This is a genomic window from Mycobacterium sp. SVM_VP21 (assembly GCA_024758765.1).
GTDB lineage: Bacteria > Actinomycetota > Actinomycetes > Mycobacteriales > Mycobacteriaceae > Mycobacterium > Mycobacterium heraklionense_C.
The window spans coordinates 2,727,852-2,746,407 of sequence record CP101406.1 but is presented as its reverse complement, the minus strand read 5'-3'; the positions used below and the strand labels follow the sequence as shown (position 1 = coordinate 2,746,407).

General features: G+C 67.5%; 19 protein-coding genes. 10 read left to right on the top strand and 9 right to left on the bottom strand.

Annotated features, from left to right (window positions below; all coding sequences use genetic code 11):
* Positions 1–4: 4 nt before the first annotated feature.
* From NM962_12575 to NM962_12565, 3 genes are all read right to left on the bottom strand, one after another.
* The gene (locus NM962_12575) at positions 5–196 is read right to left on the bottom strand and encodes an excisionase family DNA-binding protein (GenBank protein UVO14701.1); all 192 of its coding nucleotides are present in this window, start codon (positions 194–196) and stop codon (positions 5–7) included.
* Between the two features lie 174 nt (positions 197–370).
* Positions 371–1,585, bottom strand: coding sequence for a site-specific integrase (locus tag NM962_12570; protein ID UVO10863.1), 1,215 nt, complete (start codon positions 1,583–1,585; stop codon positions 371–373).
* 241 nt (positions 1,586–1,826) lie between these two features.
* Entirely contained in the window at positions 1,827–2,108 is a 282-nt protein-coding gene (locus tag NM962_12565) for a hypothetical protein (GenBank protein ID UVO10862.1), read from the bottom strand.
* Between the two features lie 191 nt (positions 2,109–2,299).
* On the opposite strand from NM962_12565, the gene NM962_12560 reads away from it, so the two are divergent.
* The 3 genes from NM962_12560 to NM962_12550 all read left to right on the top strand — a co-directional run bounded on the left by NM962_12560 (position 2,300) and on the right by NM962_12550 (position 4,302).
* The gene (locus tag NM962_12560; protein ID UVO10861.1) at positions 2,300–2,881 is read left to right on the top strand and encodes a DUF4352 domain-containing protein; all 582 of its coding nucleotides are present in this window, start codon (positions 2,300–2,302) and stop codon (positions 2,879–2,881) included.
* 40 nt (positions 2,882–2,921) lie between these two features.
* A complete protein-coding gene (locus tag NM962_12555; GenBank protein UVO10860.1) occupies positions 2,922–3,668 on the top strand; it encodes an ATP-dependent Clp protease ATP-binding subunit in 747 nt (248 codons plus the stop codon).
* Positions 3,669–3,765: 97 nt separating this feature from the next.
* Complete coding sequence (locus NM962_12550; protein UVO14700.1) at positions 3,766–4,302, top strand: hypothetical protein; 537 nt, start codon at positions 3,766–3,768, stop codon at positions 4,300–4,302.
* Between the two features lie 9 nt (positions 4,303–4,311).
* Here the strand turns inward: NM962_12550 and zapE are convergent, their stop codons facing one another.
* The gene (gene zapE / locus NM962_12545; protein ID UVO10859.1) at positions 4,312–5,403 is read right to left on the bottom strand and encodes a cell division protein ZapE; all 1,092 of its coding nucleotides are present in this window, start codon (positions 5,401–5,403) and stop codon (positions 4,312–4,314) included.
* On the opposite strand from zapE, the gene NM962_12540 reads away from it, so the two are divergent.
* The 4 genes from NM962_12540 to msrB all read left to right on the top strand — a co-directional run bounded on the left by NM962_12540 (position 5,402) and on the right by msrB (position 9,526).
* On the top strand, positions 5,402–6,184 hold the full coding sequence (locus tag NM962_12540; protein ID UVO10858.1) for a pyrimidine reductase family protein: 783 nt from the start codon (positions 5,402–5,404) through the stop codon (positions 6,182–6,184). The genes zapE and NM962_12540 overlap by 2 nt on opposite strands.
* Positions 6,185–6,194: 10 nt before the next feature.
* Positions 6,195–7,778, top strand: a complete 1,584-nt coding sequence (locus NM962_12535; protein UVO10857.1) for an alpha/beta hydrolase — start codon at positions 6,195–6,197, stop codon at positions 7,776–7,778.
* A 69-nt stretch (positions 7,779–7,847) separates the two neighbouring features.
* Complete coding sequence (aftC, locus tag NM962_12530) at positions 7,848–9,122, top strand: arabinofuranan 3-O-arabinosyltransferase (GenBank protein UVO14699.1); 1,275 nt, start codon at positions 7,848–7,850, stop codon at positions 9,120–9,122.
* The gene (gene msrB, locus NM962_12525; protein UVO10856.1) at positions 9,119–9,526 is read left to right on the top strand and encodes a peptide-methionine (R)-S-oxide reductase MsrB; all 408 of its coding nucleotides are present in this window, start codon (positions 9,119–9,121) and stop codon (positions 9,524–9,526) included. The genes aftC and msrB overlap by 4 nt, the downstream gene beginning before the upstream one ends.
* A gap of 18 nt (positions 9,527–9,544) precedes the next feature.
* Here the strand turns inward: msrB and NM962_12520 are convergent, their stop codons facing one another.
* The 4 genes from NM962_12520 to hemE all read right to left on the bottom strand — a co-directional run bounded on the left by NM962_12520 (position 9,545) and on the right by hemE (position 13,885).
* Complete coding sequence (locus NM962_12520) at positions 9,545–10,621, bottom strand: histidine phosphatase family protein (protein UVO10855.1); 1,077 nt, start codon at positions 10,619–10,621, stop codon at positions 9,545–9,547.
* 119 nt (positions 10,622–10,740) lie between these two features.
* Positions 10,741–11,442, bottom strand: coding sequence for a chlorite dismutase family protein (locus NM962_12515; GenBank protein ID UVO10854.1), 702 nt, complete (start codon positions 11,440–11,442; stop codon positions 10,741–10,743).
* A gap of 35 nt (positions 11,443–11,477) precedes the next feature.
* Complete coding sequence (locus NM962_12510; GenBank protein UVO14698.1) at positions 11,478–12,842, bottom strand: protoporphyrinogen oxidase; 1,365 nt, start codon at positions 12,840–12,842, stop codon at positions 11,478–11,480.
* The gene (gene hemE / locus NM962_12505; GenBank protein UVO10853.1) at positions 12,836–13,885 is read right to left on the bottom strand and encodes a uroporphyrinogen decarboxylase; all 1,050 of its coding nucleotides are present in this window, start codon (positions 13,883–13,885) and stop codon (positions 12,836–12,838) included. Before hemE ends, NM962_12510 begins: the two co-directional genes overlap by 7 nt.
* Positions 13,886–14,276: 391 nt before the next feature.
* On the opposite strand from hemE, the gene NM962_12500 reads away from it, so the two are divergent.
* The 3 genes from NM962_12500 to NM962_12490 all read left to right on the top strand — a co-directional run bounded on the left by NM962_12500 (position 14,277) and on the right by NM962_12490 (position 16,648).
* Positions 14,277–14,813 (top strand): DUF3000 domain-containing protein, encoded by a 537-nt coding sequence (locus NM962_12500; protein UVO14697.1) that lies wholly within the window; start codon positions 14,277–14,279, stop codon positions 14,811–14,813.
* Positions 14,814–14,815: 2 nt separating this feature from the next.
* Positions 14,816–16,069, top strand: a complete 1,254-nt coding sequence (locus tag NM962_12495; GenBank protein UVO10852.1) for a ribonuclease D — start codon at positions 14,816–14,818, stop codon at positions 16,067–16,069.
* A gap of 147 nt (positions 16,070–16,216) precedes the next feature.
* On the top strand, positions 16,217–16,648 hold the full coding sequence (locus NM962_12490; GenBank protein UVO10851.1) for a PACE efflux transporter: 432 nt from the start codon (positions 16,217–16,219) through the stop codon (positions 16,646–16,648).
* Here the strand turns inward: NM962_12490 and dxs are convergent.
* Positions 16,550–18,544, bottom strand: coding sequence for a 1-deoxy-D-xylulose-5-phosphate synthase (gene dxs, locus NM962_12485; protein UVO10850.1), 1,995 nt, complete (start codon positions 18,542–18,544; stop codon positions 16,550–16,552). The two genes, NM962_12490 and dxs, sit on opposite strands and share 99 nt — an antisense overlap.
* Between the last annotated feature and the right edge of the window lie 12 nt (positions 18,545–18,556).

The window sequence follows — 18,556 nt, the reverse complement described above, 5'->3', positions numbered from 1 at the left end:
GGTTTTAGGCGCGGATCGGCTGCAACGCGGATTCCACTTCGTTGAGCTTCAGTCGGATGTTCCGGGAGCCAATCCGGTATCCGCGGAGTCGGCCGTCTGCCAGCATGTTTCGGATTGTCCGGTCTGTGACGCCGAGGATGTCGCCTGCTTCGCGCTGGGTGACGAACACGGTGCGCTGACTGTCGATGAGCTGGATACGGGGTGTCACGCTGGTCTCCTGTATTCGGTTGTGGGTGTGCACGCCAGGCGAGGCCTGTCGTGCGGTAGTCATGAAAGCACAGGGTTCACTCAAATAGACGGCGCTGCGCACAAAATGAATCAACCAACCTTGATTCCTCCTGCTTCCATTTGCGGCCCACGTATCTGTTGACTAGCCAACAGCCGCATCGGGTTTCGGCGCGACCATCGCGGACAGGGCCGCCGCTATCTGCTGGTCACGGCCCTGCGCTGCATGCTGATAGCGCATCGCGGCGGCCGGTGTGGAATGGCCGAGGCGGGCCATAAGCTCAGCCAGCGTCGCCCCCGTTTGGGCCGCCAACACCGCCCCGCTATGACGCAGGTCATGCCAACGCAAATCCTCACGGCCGGCAGCTGCTCGCGCCTTGTAGTAGTGACGCTGCAAGGTGGACGGCTGCAAGTGCCCGCCAGCTTTGGCCGGGAACAGAAGTGCGTCGGCGCGCCGGCCGACATGCTCGGCGAGGTGCCGGCGGATGACCGGGACGATGTGTGGAGGGATCGCCACGTCACGGATACCGGCGTCCGATTTGGGATCGCCAACGACCCAGCCGCCGTCTACGCGCACGGCGGCCCGGCGGATACTCACCACGCCGGTGTCGGTCACGACGTTGTTGCCGTCCCCATCTTTCTGGTGAACGTCCGTCAGTTCGACATCACCGCGGCGCAGCTCCACCAGTTCCCCGAAGCGCATTGCGCACCACGCGGCCAGCGGCACCATTGCCCGGTATTGCTCGGGCATCTGGGTGGTGATGGTGTCCAGCTCGGCGAGCGTGGCGGGTTTCGGCTTGATGCGTCGTCGCGCGGTGCCGGCGCCGCGGATAAGGCAAGGGTTGTCGCTGATGAGCCTGTCGCGGGTTCGGGCTGTTTCGAGGATGGTGCGCAGGAGGCTGTAGGTGTGCGCCCGCATAGTTGGCTGGTCTTTGAGTGTGCGCGCGTACCAGCGGTCAACCATGGCCATATCGATGTCGCGGAAAGGCTTCTTGCCGAACGCTGGCAGTAGGTGGTCGTCGAGGATCTGTTGATAGTGGGCGACGGTGCGGGGCTTGAGGGGTCGGCCGCGGACGGTGCGGGTTTCCAGCCAGCGTTTCGAGTAGTCCTTGAAAGTCTCGGCGGCGGCCTTCTTGTCCTGTTTCGCGGCGCGCAGTTCGTCGGCGGTGGCTGGCGGCGACCACAGTTCGCGGTCGATCTCCCGGCGGCGGTCGACTAGCCATGCTTCCGCGTCAACCTTTGCGGCAAACGTGGCTGGCGCCTTGTGGAGCTTGTCGTCGGGGCCGACGTAGGAGGCTTGCCACCGGCCCGAGGGTTGGCATTGGCGTAGGCGCCCGAAGGCCCGGCGTTCGCGGCTCATTCCATGCAATATACATGCAACAACCACTTACATTCGTTGGTTGCTACTTCCGTTTGATTCCACCTGCTTCCGGTGGTACTGTTTCGTGTATCAGCAGTTCATAGCGCTGTTGATGCAGTTAGATAACACAATCGGATGTTTGCTCAGTTCCAAGTTCAATCCCAGTACCGCGCACCAGACTCGACACTGCGAAAACCCCTGCCGCCCCCGCGCGACGACAGGGGTTTTTTCGTTTCGAGAATCAGGCCTTGTTGTTCGCCTTGAGCACCATGCCGACGAGCGCGGTGACGACCGTGCCCAGCACGCCGCCGCCGACCAGGCTCCCGGCCGCAGTGGCCAGATCGAACCCGCCGGAAGCACCGTTGGCGAGAATGCTGTTCAGCAGCCCACCGCCGGCCAGCCCACCGAGGCCGCCACTGATCAAACTTCCGAGCCCACCCGGACTGGGGATCTTTGCCGAGGCGTCAGCCCCTTTACCCCCGAGCGCTCCCCCGATAGCGCCTGCGATCAGCGATTCGAGCATGGTGTACCCCTTTGCGGACGGTGCGCGGCTTTGTTAGCTGCGCCTACGGGACAGTTATAACGAAGATCACACTTTGCAGAGCCGCATTTGCGGAGATCGAGCCCGAAATCCCGGGATTGGGCCGTGGTCACCAGCCGATACTCAGCACAATCGTTAACAATGCACGAAGGGGAATTGCGAAAGGTGGCCCCATGAATCGACCCATCGTCGTCCTGTCGGTGTTCGCCGTGGCTGCCGCCATGTCAGCGGCATGTTCGAGCCACACCGACTCGACGAGCGCGTCACCCGACACCTCCGACGGAGCGCGTCCGGCCACCCCGAAACCCGCCGGGCACACCGGCGACACCCTGAACCTCACCCGAGCCGACGGCAGCACCGTCACCGTCACCTTGAACAAGGTGATCAACCCCGCGACCGTCACGCCTGGCCCCAGCGACCCGGGCATCAACTACATCGCGACACAGTTCACGATCGCGAACCCGGGAACCGCAACCATGAACGGCGACGTGAACACCAACGTCTGGGCGTTCGGCTCCGACGGGCAGCGCTACGCGCCGGACCTCAAAGACGTCGGCGAATGCACGAACTTCGACGACGGCATGTTCCACATCGCCCCGGGCGCGTCTTCAACCGGTTGCGTGGTCTTCGCCCTGCCCGCCGGTGTCAGCCCGGCGAAAGTCAGATATGCCCCGTCGTCCGGATTCGCCGAAGGCTTCGGGGAATGGCTGTTTCCCACCCCCAGCCGCGCCACGACACCCCGGAACGTCAACTAACAGTTGACGCAATTGAGATCGTCAACCTAGAGTTGACGACATGGCCGATTTCACCCCGCTCACGGAGTCCGTCCGCCTTGACGACCTGATCAACGCCATCACCGGCGTGCACCACGACCCCCTGGAGCAGTTGACCGATGCCGTGCTGGCCGCCGAGCACCTCGGTGAGGTCGCCGACCATCTGATCGGGCACTTCGTCGACCAAGCGCGCCGGTCAGGAGCGTCGTGGACCGATATCGGCAAGTGCATGGGCGTGACCAAGCAGGCGGCGCAGAAGAAGTTCGTCCCGCGCCCCGAGGCAGCCACGCTCGATCCCGCGCAGGGCTTCGCCCGCTTCACCCCGCGCGCACGCAGTGCCGTGGTGGCGGCCCAGAACGCCGCGCACCAAGCTCGCCACACCGAGATCACCCCCGATCATCTGGTCCTGGGACTGCTGCACGATCCCGGCGCATTGGCTACCGCGTTGCTCACCGCGCAACAGGTCGACCCGGCAGCCGTTGCTGCCGCCGTCGCCCTTGAGCCCGGCGATGCCGAGCCGCCCGCCCTGATCCCGTTCAACGGCCCAGCACGCAAAGCGCTGGAGTTGACATTCCGCACCGCACTTCGCCTCGGGCACAACTACATCGGCACCGAGCACCTGCTGCTGGCGCTGCTGGAGGCCGAGGATGGCACCGGCCCCCTGCATCGCGCCGGAGTCGACCGGGACCGCGCCGAAGCCGATCTGGCTCACGCGCTGGAGGCGATCACCGCGAACCTGGCTTCCCCCGGTTCGGAAACCACGAACTGACCGCCGAAACCACCCGGTTGCCGAACTGCTTGGCCAAGGCTGCTGCACCCGCGATGCCGATGTGCCATCATGCCCAGAAGCAAACGAAGAGGACATGATGCATCGCTGGATTCTGGCCCTGGTCACTTCTGTCGTCACCGTGTTGGCAGCCTTGGTAGCACCGGCCGCCGGGTACGCCACCCCGACCACCACCGCGGAAGCGCCGATCGGTCGCCTCGGCGACACGCTGCGCATCTCCTACCACGATGAGGCGTTCGGCCCAATCGTCGCCGATGTCACCGTGCACGACGTGGTGCCCAGTGAGATCCCCCCGGGCTGGGGCGCCAACGGCACGCCCCGCTGGCGCAACCAGGGCGGTCCGTGGCGGGCGAACGTGACCGTCCACCCGATCTCGGTGCCCAACCCCTACATCATGGCGGCCTCGGTCACCTTCGACGGTGTCACGCCCGGCGGCGACGCCTACGTGTCCAAGCACACCGACGACCCGACCACCCTCGACGCGGTGCTCACCAACGCCCCCGCGGGCTCCACCGTCGACGGTGGCGTCTACTGGGATGTCTACCGCGGCTTGGTCACCCACGTGGTGATGCTGTCGCGCAACACCGGCTTGCGCCTGGCGCAGTGGAATCTGTGAGCTAGTCGGCTAACGCCCGCTGCTGAGCGCGAGCAGTCGCGAGGTCGCCCGCAGGTACTTCTTGCGGTAACCACCGGCCAGCATCTCGGCGCTGAAGATCTGGTCGAGTTTGGCGCCGGAAGCCACCACCGGGATGCCCGCGTCATACAGGCGATCGGTGAGAGCGACCAACCGCAGCGCCACATTCTGGTCGTCGATGGGGTGCGCACCGGTGAGGAACACCGCGGTGACGCCCTCGATCAGGGTCAGGTAGCGCGACGGATGCATGGTGGCCAGGTGGACACACAGCCCGTCGAAGTCGTCCAGTGTCGCTCCGGGCCGCGCTGCTGCGCGCTGCATGACCTGTTGAGCGGAGGGCGGTTCGGGCGCCGGCGGCAGATCCCGGTGCCGATAGTCGGGACCGTCAACGCGTACCGGAGTGAAAATGCTTGCCAGCGCACTGATCTCGCGCAGAAAGTCCTGCACAGCGAAGCGGCCTTCGCCGAGCTGTTCGGGCAGCGTGTTCGATGTTGCGGCGACAGAGACCCCGCGCGCCACCAATTCAGACAACAGCCGCGACACCAAGGTGGTGTTGCCCGGATCATCGAGTTCGAATTCGTCGATGCACACCACGGTGTAGCCGCCGAGCAATTCGATGCACTCGGTGAAGCCGAACACCCCGGCCAACTGGGTCAGCTCCATGAACGTCGCGAATGCCGTGCCAGGCGCCTGGGCAGCGCCAAGGCTGCTGCCGGTGTCGGTGATGGTGTGGTAGATGGAGGCCAGCAGGTGGGTCTTGCCGACACCGAAACCACCGTCGAGGTAGATACCCACGCCCGGCAACACCTCGCGCTTGCCCAGCAGCTTGCGCCGTCCGGCGCGGCGGGTCAGCGCCTGCGTGCAGAACGCGGTGCACGCGGTCACGGCGGCCGCCTGGCTGGGTTGCGCGGGGTCTGGCCGGTAGCTGGCGAAGCTGGCGCCAGCGAACGTCGGCGGCGGCTTAAGCTGCGCGATCAGTCGTTCCGGGGAGACCGCTGGATGCCGGTCCACCAGGTGGTCGATCGACTCGGCGGCTGGATTGGGCACGCACGAACTGTAGTCACATGGTGCAATCGAGGCCATGTCCGACCTCAGCGCAGACTCGGGATTCACCCTGCTGGGCTCCACGGCGCCCGTCGACGACGCCGAGCTGGGCCGGTTGTACGCCTATCCCGAGACCGACGTACCGCGCGTGTGGGTGCGGGCCAATTTCATCGGCAGCATCGACGGTGGCGCGACGGTGGCCGGCACCTCCGGCGGGCTGGCCGGGTCCGGCGATCGGTCCCTGTTCATGCTGCTGCGGGCGCTGGCCGACATCGTGCTGGTAGGTGCGGGCACGGTGCGAGTGGAGAATTACGGCGGAGCGCGCCTCAGTGTTGCGCAACGACAGGGCCGCCGCGACCGCGGACAGTCCGAAGTACCCCGCCTGGCGATCGTGACCCAGTCCGGCCAATTGGACCGAGACCTGCGGGTCTTCAACGACACCGAGCTGGCGCCGCTGGTGTTGACCTGCTCGGCGGTCGCCGGAGACACCCGGCGACGGCTGGCCGGGTATGCCGAAGTGCTGGACTGCTCGACCGACGACCCCGGACGGGTGGACGAGGTCGCGGTTCTGGCCGCGTTGGCGCAGCGCGAACAGTTCCGGGTCCTCACCGAAGGCGGGCCGACCTTGCTGGGCTCGTTCATCAAGCGCGAGCTGCTCGACGAGCTGTGCCTGACCATGGCCCCCTATCTGGTCGGTGGCCTGGCCCGCCGTATCGCCACCGGTCCGGGCGAGCTGACGACGCCCATGCGCTGTGCGCATCTGCTCGCCGACGAATCCGGCTACCTCTACGGCCGCTACGTCAAAAGCGCGCGCCTATAAGGTGACAGGCATGACCAGCTATTCGAGGTTCGCCCGGGTCGCGGTGGTGACGGCTGCCGCCGTACTGGCCGGGTCCGCGCCCCTGCTGGCCGGTTGCGCGCCCGGGCTGGCCGCCGACCCGCGTTTCGCAACCAACTCCGGCGCCGGCCCCCAGGGGCAACCCGAGTCCACCTCGGACCAGGCCGGACCGCCCGCAGTGGAGGTGCCCAAGAACGACCTACCGTGGCATGACTGCACCGCCCGAGTCTTCGGTGACGCCGCGCTGCCCGCCACGCCCGGGGTACGGCTGGACTGCGCCAGCTACGACGCAGACGTCGACCCACTCGGCGGTGGTTCCGGGGCGATCAGCATCGGGGTGGTGCGGGCCCGATCCGTACAGACCCCGGGCGACGCCGGCCCCGTGGTGTTCACCACCGGCTGGGATCTGCCGTCGTCGCTACAGCTGCCGATCTGGCTGGCACGGGCCGGCGCGGACGTGCTCAAGAGCCACCCGATCGTGGCCGTGGACCGGCGCGGCACCGGGATGTCGAGCCCGGTGGACTGCCGCGATCGTAGCCAGCGCGACGAAATGTGGAACCAGGCGCAATTCGCCCCCGGTGACGACCCAGTGGCCAGTCTGGGCACGGTCACTCAGGAGGCCACCACCGACTGCACCGACTCCATCTCGCCGGGCGAGTCGTCCTACGACAACACCCATGCCGCGACCGATCTCGAACGGCTGCGCAGCATCTGGGACATCCCGGCGCTGTCGCTAATCGGTATCGGCAACGGAGCTCAAGTCGCCCTGGCCTACGCCGGATCTCATCCGGGGAAGGTGGCCCGGCTGGCACTGGACTCCCCCATCCCGCTGGGAGCCGCCGCCGAATCCGCCGCCGAGGAACGAGTCAAGGGCCAACAGGCGGCCTTCGAGGCGTTCGCCGCGCAGTGCGTCGCGGTGAACTGTGCGCTGGGCCCGGATCCGAAGGGCGCTGTCAACGCGGTGCTGGACGCCGCCCGCTCCGGGCATGGGCCGGGCGGCGCCTCGGTGGCCGCGGTCACCAATGCGATCGTCACAGCCCTGGGCTATCCCACCGGCGATCGCGTCAACACCACCAACGAGTTGGCCAGGGCGCTGGCCTCGGCCAATTCCGGCGACGTCAATCTGTTGAACAATTTGATCAACCGGGCCCAAGGCACCAGCGGCAGTGACGGCCGGTTCGTCAACTCATGCGCCGACGCGCTCAACCGGCCTACGCCAGACCGGGTCCGGGAGCTGGTAGTCGCCTGGGGCAAGGAATACCCGCAGTTCGGCACGGTCGGTGCGCTGGACATGGCGCAGTGCCTGAGCTGGCCCAGCAGCAGCACCCCGGATCTGCCGAAGGAACTCAAGATCGATGTGCTGCTGCTGGGAGTGCAAAACGACCCGATCGTCGGTGAGGAGGGCGTGGCGGCCACCGCCGCGGCCGTCATCAACGCCGGGGCGGCCAGCAAGCGGGTGATGTGGCAGGGCATCGGGCATGGCGCCGCGGTGTATTCGTCGTGCACGCTGCCGCCGCTGATCGGCTACCTCGACAGCGGCAAGTTGCCCGACACCGACGTCTACTGCCCGGCCTGACCCAGCCTGATCCGGACTCTCAGGACCGGTCCGGGGTACGGTTCGCTGGTGACGGCGACCGACTCCTTGATGAACCGCGTGGGCACCGCCCTGCTGGCCGCGTTCCGGCCCCCCACGTCCCCACCAAGCACCGCAACCGTGCTGCGGTCGGTGCTCTGGCCGGTGGCCATCATGTCGTTGATCCATCGCGCCATCGTGCTGCCTCTGAACGGCAACATCACCGATGACTTCAAACCGGTGTACCGGGCGGTGCTGAACTTCCGGCAGGGCCTGGACATCTACAACGAACACTTCGACTATGTCGATCCGCACTACTTGTACTCCCCCGGCGGCACTCTGCTGATGTCGCCGTTCGGGTACCTGCCGGAGACCCTGTCGCGGTATGTGTTCATCGCGACCAACACGATCGCGATCGTGCTCGCCGCCTACCTGCTGCTGCGGATGTTCGGATTCGGGCTGAGCTCGGTCGCGGCGCCGGCCCTGCTGGCGGCGATGTTCCTCACCGAAAGCGTGAGCAGCACACTGGTGTTCACCAACATCAACGGCGTGATCCTGCTGGCCGAAGTGTTGTTCTTACGTTGGCTACTCGACGGCCGAGAGAGCCGCCAGTGGTGGGCCGGTGTCGCCATCGGCTTGACCATTGTGGTCAAGCCGGTGCTGATACCGCTGCTGCTGCTGCCGCTGCTGAGCCGGCAGTGGCGGCCGTTCGTCGGGGCGATCGCGGTACCGGTGCTGTTCAACGTGGTGGCCTTCCCGCTGGCCAGCGACCCGAACAGCTACTTCACCCAGACGGTGCCCTACATCATGGGCACCCGCGACTACTTCAACTCCTCGATCCTGGGCAACGGGGTGTTCTTCGGCCTGCCCTCGGGTCTGATCCTGTTCATGCGAGTGCTGTTCACCGTGTTGGCTGCCGTCAGCCTGTGGCTGCTCTACCGCTACTACCGCACCCGCGACCCCCGATTCTGGATGCTGACCTCCTCGGGTGTGCTATTGACCGCGTCGTTCCTGGTGCTGTCGCTGGGCCAGGGCTACTACTCGATCGTGCTGTTCCCGTTCCTGATGACCGTGGTGCTGCCGAACTCGGTGCTGCGCAACTGGCCGGCATGGCTGGGGGTCTACGGGTTCATGACCCTAGACAAGTGGCTGATCTTCCGGTGGATGAACATCGGGCGGCCACTGGACTACCTCAAGATCACCTACGGCTGGTCACTGCTGCTGATCGTGATCTGCACGGTGCTGTGTTACCGCTATCTGGACGCCAAGGAGCAGGGCCGCCTGGGCGAAGGCATCGATCCGGCATGGCTGACGGCAGAACAGCCGAAAGCTACCGTGGAGGCATGACCTCTCCCAAGGTATCGCTCACCGACGACGAATGGCGCGCGAAACTAACCCCCGAAGAGTTCGCGGTGCTGCGGCGCGCCGGCACCGAGCCGCCCAACATCGGCGAGTACACCGACACCACCACCGAAGGCATCTATGAGTGCCGGGCGTGTGGCGCCGAATTGTTCCGCAGCACAGAGAAATTCCACTCGCACTGCGGCTGGCCGTCGTTCTTCGACCCGGCCGACTCCGACGCGGTGATCCTGCGCTCGGATGACTCACTGGGGATGCGGCGCACCGAGGTGCTGTGCGCCTCCTGCCACAGCCATTTGGGCCACGTGTTCACCGGCGAGGGCTACCCCACCCCCACCGACCAGCGCTACTGCATAAACAGCATCTGTCTGCGGTTGGTACCGCCCTCGTAGCGGGCTGTCTTCGGGCGCTTACCAATGCCCGGTGAAGATGTCCTCGAGGATGTTGTAGGCCTGCAGCGGAACCTGCCCCAGCGACGCCGCGATGTTCTCGACGCCGTCGAACAACGCGTTGCCGATCGCGGTGGTGTCCCCGGACAGGATCGCTTCGAAAACGTCGTGGGACGCCAGCTGCGGCGGCAGAACCAGATCGCGCCAGAGCAGGAATCCGTCACCCAGCAGGCCCATGTCGGTAGAAACGGGCTGGCCGGCCCAGTTGACCAGCGTCCAGCCGTCCTCGGGGTTGCCGCTGAGTTCAACAATCCCAGCGTTGGGCAGCGGCTGCGGCACACCGGTCGAGGAGACGTCGAACAGGCCCTTGAGCAGCACTTCGACGTCGGGGTTCTTGACCGTGTTCATCACCCAGATCATCGTGACCGCGGAGCTGCTGAACACGGCCTCGTTGATCTGGCCGTTGTCGCCGATCACCGGGTTGTCCAACGCATGGTTGTAGACCGCATTGATGGCTTCGTTGTACTTGTCGAGCACGATCAAGCCGTTGTAGTCCAGCGCGCCGGGGATGGGCAGCACCGACGGCAGCGCCAGCGTCCACAGCGCGCTGGACAGGGCATACAAGATCCCGGCCGGGCTGAGATTGGGCAAGTCGGAGTAGAGGCCGCCGTCGACTTCGGTCAGCCCATTAAGAATTCCGATGTCGTCGTGGGAGATCCCCATCAGATCGGCGAACGGGTAAGCGGTTTCCTGCGAGTCGGTGTCGGGTCCGGAGAAGATTCCGGCGACCTTGCCCAGACCGATCGCATCGAGGAGTTTCTGCGCGGTGTCGAGCGCTTCCTGCTCACCCTTGTCGCTGATTCCAGCCCCGGGGAAGCTCGGGGCGAACGTGACCCGCTCGTTGCCCGGCGGGGCATCCTCGGCGTGCCGCACGATGTCCATGACGATGTCCTGAGCAGCCAGCAGAATGTCGGCGAACTGGACGGTGGGCAGCTGGACTGCCGCCGGATTCGCGGCGATCAGTCCGGCGGTCAACAGCGCAGTGCCGGCGGCAGAGAAGCGGTGCGTCGAGGCGCGCGACGAGGTGGGACCGGGCATAGCTCGACACCTTCCGAAAGGATCTAGCCAAGGCATAGCCTTAGAAAATGCTTAACGTTCCAGAAGGTATCACCATGCTTGCTATCTAGACAAGATGGCGACGGGTGTCGCATCGACTGTTACGGCAGCGAAGCCACCAGTTGCTCGACCTCGACCCGGGGGCCGGTGAAGAACGGGGTTTCCTCCCGGGCATGCAACCGGGCCTCGGTGTTGCGCAGGTCGCGCATCAGGTCGACGATCCGGTCGAGTTCGGGCGCCTCGAACGCCAGAATCCACTCGTAGTCACCGAGCGCGAACGCGGGCACGGTGTTGGCGCGCACATCCTTGTACTCGCGGGCCGCCATGCCGTGCTCGGCCAGCATCCTGCGGCGGTCTTCTTCGGGCAGGACGTACCACTCGAGCGACCGCACGAAGGGGTATACGCAGACGTAGGCACCTGCGGGTTCACCGGCGATGAACGCCGGGACGTGACTCCGGTTGAACTCGGCCGGCCGGTGCAACGCCACGCTGCTCCACACCGGCTCGCAGACCCGGCCCAGTGCGGTGCGGCGGAACCCGGCGTAGGTGGCCTGCAGATCTTCGATGCGCTCGGCGTGAGTCCAGATCATGAAGTCGGCGTCGGCGCGCAGGCCGGCGACGTCGTACACCCCGCGGACCACCACGCCGCGCTCTTCCTGCTGCTTCAAGAAGGTGGCGACCTGGTCGGCGATCGCCTCGCGGGTCTCGGTACCTGCGTCGAGTCCACCCGGATTCACCGAGAACACCGAGAACATCACGTAGCGGAGGGTGGAGTTCAGCTTGTCGTAGTCGAGGTGCGCCATGGCCCATATGCTGCCACGATGCGCTGTGAAGGTCGCTAGGGCGCCGGGGTGGCGCTGATCACCGCTGCCACGGCCCGGTCGGCCGCGGCGATGCAGGCCGGTACCCCGATGCCGTCGAGGTAATTGCCGGCGACGGCCACGGTCGGTGGCAGCGCGGCGCGCAGTCCGGTTACCAGGGCGGCGTGTCCGGGCCGATATTGCGGCATCGCCGCAGGCCAGCGCTGAACGCGCACGTCGATGGGGTCCACCGTGACGCCGAAGACGGCCTCCAGGTCCTGCATCGACCACGCCACCAGCTCCGCGTCGGAGGCGCTGGTGCGGGGGTCGCCGAACCGACCGAACGACAAGCGCAGCACCTCGACCCTGCCGCCGTACCCCCGGTCGCCCCATTTCCGCGACGTCAGGGTAATCGCCTTGGCGTGCAGCCGTTCCCCGGTGGCAACCAGTACGCCGGAGTTGTTCGGGAACGCCGCACCGGCGGGTACCGCCATTGCCACCACCACCGACGATGCGTTGCCGATCCGGCTGGCCGCTGCCGCGGCACGCGGCGCGAAGCCGGTGGCCAGCCGGGCCAGCACGGGGGCGGGCACCGCGACCACCACCCGGTCGGCGCGATGATGGCCGCCACTGGCGTCTCGTAACAGCCATCCGTCGCCGGCCGGGTCGATCTGGGTCACCGCCGACTGCACCCAGCGCGGCCTGGCGCTGCGCACCAGCGCGTTCACCAGCACCTGATACCCGCCCGTGATCGCGCCGAACACCGGCGCACCGGTGGTCGTGGGCAGTGCCCGCCGCACGGCCTCGGTCAGGCTGGATGCGCCTTCATCGAGCAGGGTGGCCAGGCCCGGGACCGCCGAGCGCAGTCCGACGGTTGCCGCCGAACCCGCGTACACCCCGCCGATCAGCGGATCCACCGAGCAGGCGACCACCTGTGCCCCGAAACGGTCGGCCACCAGTGCTCCCAGCGCCGGATCGCTGCCTAGTTCGAACGCCAACGGGCGGCTGGGTTCGCCGGCGATCCGGGCGAGGGTCTCGTTGTCGACCAGCCCGGCCATCGACTCCGGCGAGGACGGAATCCCGCTGAGGGTGTCCGCCGGCAGCCGGTGCAGCAGCCGGCGGCTGTACAGCAACGGCCGCACTCCGGTGGTACCGCGCTGCCGATCGGCCAAACCCAGCTCGGCCAACAGGGCCGGGACCTCGGGCCGCCGGGCGACGAACGCCTCAGCACCTACGTCCACCCCGATCCCGCCCAGGGTCTCGGTGCGCAACAGCCCGCCGAGCCGATCGGCCGGATCGAAGATGGTGATGTCGACTGCGTCACCGAGTGTCGCCCGCAGGCGGTGGGCGGCGGCCAGACCGGAGATTCCGCCCCCGACGACGCAGTACGACGTGGTCACAATGAATGAACCAGCGATACCAGGTCGGTCAGCACCCCGGGGTCGGTTTCCGGCAGTACGCCGTGTCCGAGGTTGAACACGTGCCCGGACGCTCCGGCAGCAACCGCGGCACGGCCGTCGGCTACGACGGCCGTGGCGGCACGCTCCACGGCCGGCCAGCCCGCCAGCAGCACCGCCGGGTCCAGGTTGCCCTGCAAGGCCCGACCGGCGCCCACCCGGGCTGCGGCGTCGGTCAGCGAGGTACGCCAGTCCACCCCGACGACCGTGGCTCCGGTGGCCGCCATCTCACCCAACAGCTCGCCGGTCTGCACGCCGAAGTGCGTCATCGGCACCTCCCGGTCGGCGAGTGTGGCGAACACCCGGGCACTGTGCGGCGCCACGAAGCGCCGGTAGTCGGCCAGGCACAGCGTTCCGGCCCAAGAATCGAACAACTGAATGGCGTCCACACCGTGGTCGAGTTGCACCGTCAGAAACGCAATGGTCAGGTCCGTGAGCCGCGTCATCAATTCATGCCAGGTGTTTGGGTCGGCCAGCATCATCGCCTTGGTGCGGGCATGGGTCCGGCTGGGCCCGCCCTCGACCAGGTAGGAGGCCATGGTGAACGGGGCGCCGGCGAAGCCGATCAGCGGCACCGTTCCGAGCGCGTCCACCAGCAGCGATACCGCTGCTGCTACGGCGGTCACCTGCTGCGGGTCCAACGGCCGCAGGGCGGCGACGTCACTCGCGTTACGTACCGGGTTGCCGATCACCGGTCCGACATCGGGGACGATGTCCAGATCCACCCCGGCGCCGCGCAGCGGAACCACGATGTCGGAAAACAGGATCGCCGCGTCGACGTCATGGCGGCGCACCGGCTGCAGCGTGATCTCGCAGACCAGTTCGGGGTCAAAGCAGGCAGCGAGCATGCTGTGCTCGGCGCGCAGCTCACGGTATTCCGGCAGGGATCGGCCGGCCTGGCGCATGAACCAGACCGGCATCCGGTTGGGTTGCTGGCCGTTAGCGGCGGCCAGGTACGGGGAATCAGGCAGTTCACGACGGGCACTCATCGCGCTCAATGCTGCCACGCCCGCTCAGGGCAGGCCGAATCGTGCCGTTTCCTGCGGCGGTCCCGGCTTCCCCTCACCTCCGCCGCCCCTCCGGGCCACCTCCGGCGCGCCTCGCCGAACCGAGCCGTCTCCTACGGCGGTCCCGGCTTCCCCTCACCTCCGCCGCCCCTCCGGGCCAGCTCCGGCGAGCCTCGCCGAACCGCCTATTCGGCGCGCCTGTCTACGCCGACCGGCGCCGGGGGTTAGCGTGAGATTCGGTGACCCGCGTCGCGGCGGTGCGCAACAGAACCTGGTGTGCCGGCCGCTGGCGACGCGGCGCACAGCAATCAGTTAAGGAGCGGCACCAGTGACATCAGCCGAGCCTGCCCCCTTTCGGGAAGCGGTGGCAACGATGCACGCCGCGACCGTGCGGTCGGAGATCGAGTTGGGCCCGATCCGGCCACCGCAGCGCCTGGCGCCCTACAGCTATGCGCTGGGCGCCGAGGTCAAGCATCCCGAGACCGACTTCGTCCCGGAAGACTCCGACGGCGATGCCTTCGGCCGGTTGATCCTGCTGTATGACCCCGACGGCACCGACGCCTGGGACGGCACCATGCGGATGGTGGCCTTCATTCAGGCCGACCTGGACCCGCACGAGGCGATCGACCCGCTGCTGCCCGAGGTCGCCTGGAGTTGGCTCGTCGAGGCGCTGGGCGCCCGCACCGAACACGTCACCGCATTGGGTGGGACCGTCACCGCCACCACGTCAGTTCGGTACGGCGACATCTCCGGCCCGCCGCGGGGTCACCAGCTGGAGCTGCGCGCGTCGTGGACCGCGACCACCCCGGAGCTGGGCACACATGTCCAGGCCTTCTGCGAGGTGCTGGAACACGCCGCGGGCCTACCGCCGGTCGGGATCACCGATCTGAGCTCGCGAACCCGCGTCTGAAGATGTCCGAGCAGAACACCGAACCGGCCGTCACCGAAGAGCCCGAGCCGACACCGCTGCCGCATCCTGCCGACGGGGTGCCGGAGGTGTCGGTCACCGGCAGGCAGATCGGTGCCGCCGCCGACCTGCTGGCAGGCGGTCACGGCCCGTTCGCCGTGGATGCCGAGCGGGCGTCGGGCTTCCGTTACTCCAACCGGGCCTACCTCATCCAGATCCGTCGAGCGGGTGCCGGTACGGTGCTGATCGATCCGGTCGGCGCCGGCGAGGATCCCGCTGCCCTGCTGCGCCCAGTCGCCGAGGTGCTCGACGACGACGAGTGGATTCTGCACGCCGCCGACCAAGACCTGGCCTGCTTGGCCGAGGTCGGCATGTGGCCCAAGGCGCTGTACGACACCGAACTGGCCGGGCGGCTGGCCGGCTTCGACCGGGTCAACCTGGCCGCGATGGTGCAGCGACTGTTGGGACTGGGCCTGGCCAAGGGCCACGGCGCCGCCGACTGGTCGAAGCGACCGCTGCCTGCCGATTGGCTCAACTATGCGGCGCTCGACGTCGAGGTGCTCATCGAACTGCGCCAGGCGGTCGCTGAAGTGCTGGCCGAGCAGGGCAAAACCGACTGGGCGGCACAGGAGTTCAATCACGTCCGGGTGACCGACTTCACCACCACGACACGCCGGGACCGCTGGCGGCGTACATCGGGCATTCACAAGGTCCGCGATCGGCGCGGCCTGGCCGCCGTCCGAGAGCTTTGGACGGTCCGCGACCAGATCGCTGCGCGCCGTGACATCGCGCCCGGACGCATCCTGCCCGACTCGGCGATCATCGCTGCGGCCGTCGCCAACCCCACCACCGTCGCAGAGCTGCTTGCCCTGCCGGTGTTCGGCGGACCCAAACAACGTCGCAGCGCGGCGACCTGGCTGGCCGCGCTGGCCGCGGCACGCGACAACCCCGAGCCGCTGGAAGCCAGCGAATCCGCCAGCGGCCCACCGCCGCCATCGCGCTGGGCGCGGCGCAAGCCCGAGGCCGCCGCACGACTGGAGGCCGCCCGCGCCGCGCTGGGTGCCGTATCCGAGCAGGTGCACGTGCCGACCGAGAACCTGATCACCCCCGAACTGGTGCGCCGGCTGTGCTGGGATTGGAAACCGGTGGCATCGGGCGCAGCAGAGGTGATCGAGGAGTTCTTGGTCGCCGGCGGCGCACGTCCCTGGCAGCGTGAGCTGACGGTGTCGGTGCTGGCGCAAGCTCTCGGCCACGCCTAGCCGGGCTACCGGGTGCTCAGCACAGCTGTTGCTAGACTGCCGAGGGAGCAGCCGTATTCAGTGTTCGGCCAGCGCTTCTCACGTCACGCTAACCGTGGACGCGAACCGTCAAGGACTTCCCATGGTTGATTTTTCTGGGAGGACCTCGTGTCACCGGCCTTTCGTCGCATCGTCTACGTCATCAGCTACGAGCTTGTCGCCGTTGCGCTGACCACTGTCGGACTGACCGTGCTGGGGTTCGGCGGCGGCAGTTCAGGTGCCGTGGCAGTAGCAGCATCAACAGTCGCGGTGGTGTGGAACTACGTTTGGACCACCGTGTTCGAGGCATGGGAGCGCCGGCAGGACTGCGCGACCCGCACGGTGGGCCGCCGGATCGTGCACGCCATCGGCTTCGAAGGTGGCCTGGTGGTGCTGCTGTTGCCGATCGTCGCCTGGACCCTCAAGGTTTCCCTGCTGCAGGCTTTGAGCCTCGAGGCCGGACTACTGGCCTTCTTCCTCGTTTACACGTTCGTGTTCGCGTGGTTGTTCGACATGATCTGGCCGCCCGTCCGGGCGCGAACTGGTCCAGCCGCTCGCTGACACCTCGTCGACGCAGTTGCAGGCGCCCATCGCCGCCACCCAGCCGGTGATCTGGCGGGCCACATCCTGGGCGGTCAGACCGACCTCGGCCAGCAGCTGCCCGCGCGAGGCGTGGTCGTAGAAACGCTGCGGCAGCCCCACGTCGCGGCAGGGCACGTCGATGTCGGCGCGCCGCAGCGCCGCCGAGACCGCCGAGCCGATACCGCCGGCCACGCCGTTGTCCTCGCAGGTGACCACCAGCTTGTGTGCGCCGGCCATCTCGACGAGCACCTCCGGCACCGGAAGCACCCACCGCGGGTCAATGACCGTCACCCCGATGCCCTGGTTGTGCAGCCGGTCGGCCACCGCCAACGCCATGGGCGCGAACGCGCCGACCGCGACCAGCAGGACGTCTTGCGGCAACCCGTCGGCCGGGACCGCCAGCAGGTCCACCCCAGCGCGCCGCTCGATGGCGGGAATGTCTTCGCCCACATCCCCTTTGGGGAATCGCAATGCGGTGGGCCCGTCATGGATGTCGAGCGCTTCGCCGAGCTCTTCGCGCAGCCGGATGCCGTCGCGAGGTGCGGCCACCCGGATTCCGGGCACGATCCCCAGCACCGACAGATCCCACATGCCGTTATGACTGGCGCCGTCGGGCCCGGTGATCCCGGACCGGTCCAACACCAGCGTCACCGGCAGCTTGTGCAGCGCGACGTCCATCACGAGCTGGTCGAAGGCACGGTTGAGGAACGTCGAATACACCGCCACCACCGGGTGCAGGCCACCCATAGCCAGGCCGGCCGCGGACGTCATCGCATGTTGCTCGGCGATTCCGACGTCGAACATCCGATCAGGAAAGCGCTGTCCGAACGGCGCGAGCCCCGTGGGGCCCGGCATCGCGGCGGTGATGGCGACGACATCACGGCGCTTGGTGCCGTACTCGATGAGCGCGTCGGAGAACACCGCCGTCCAGCCGCGTCCGGCGGTTTCGGTGGCGTTGCCCGTCAGCGGGTCGATCACCCCGCAGGCGTGCATCTGCTCGGCCTCGTCGTTCTCGGCCGGGCCGTAGCCCTTGCCCTTTTGGGTGACCACGTGCACGATCACCGGCCCGCCGAAGCCCCGTGCGCGGCGCAGCGCGGATTCCACCGCGGCCTCGTCATGACCGTCGATCGGGCCCAGGTATTTCAGGCCGAGGTCGGTGAAGAGCGCCTGCGGCGCCAGTGCATCTTTGAGCCCCGCTTTGAAGCTGTGGATCACCTGGTAGCCGAGTTCCCCGACGACCGGCACCCCGCGGATCGCCGTGCGGCCTCGCTCCAGCAGGCGCTCGTAGGCGGGCTGCAGCCGCAGTGCGGCCAGGTGGTCGGCGAAGCCACCGATGGTGGGCGCGTAGCTACGGCCGTTGTCATTGACCACGACCACCACCGGGCGGTTGCCTGCGGCGATGTTGTTGAGCGCCTCCCAGCACATCCCGCCGGTCAGGGCGCCGTCACCGACGACGGCCACCACGTGCCGGTTGCGGTGTCCGGTGAGCTCGAAGGCTTTGGCCAGGCCGTCGGCGTAGGACAGCGCCGAGCTGGCGTGGCTGGACTCCACCCAGTCGTGCTCGCTCTCGGCGCGCGACGGGTAACCCGACAGCCCGCCCTTCTTGCGCAGGGTGTCGAAGTCGCGGCTGCGTCCGGTCAGCATCTTGTGCACGTAGGCCTGATGCCCGGTGTCGAAGATGATCGGGTCGTGCGGGGAGTCGAACACCCGGTGCAGCGCCAACGTCAGCTCCACCACACCCAGGTTGGGGCCCAGATGCCCGCCGGTCGCGGCGACCTTGTGGATCAGGAACTCGCGGATTTCCGCCGCCAGATCGGTCAGCTGAGCCTGCGTGAGGTGCTGCAGATCGGCGGGGCCGCGGATCCCTTCAAGCATCGGGCCAGTCTA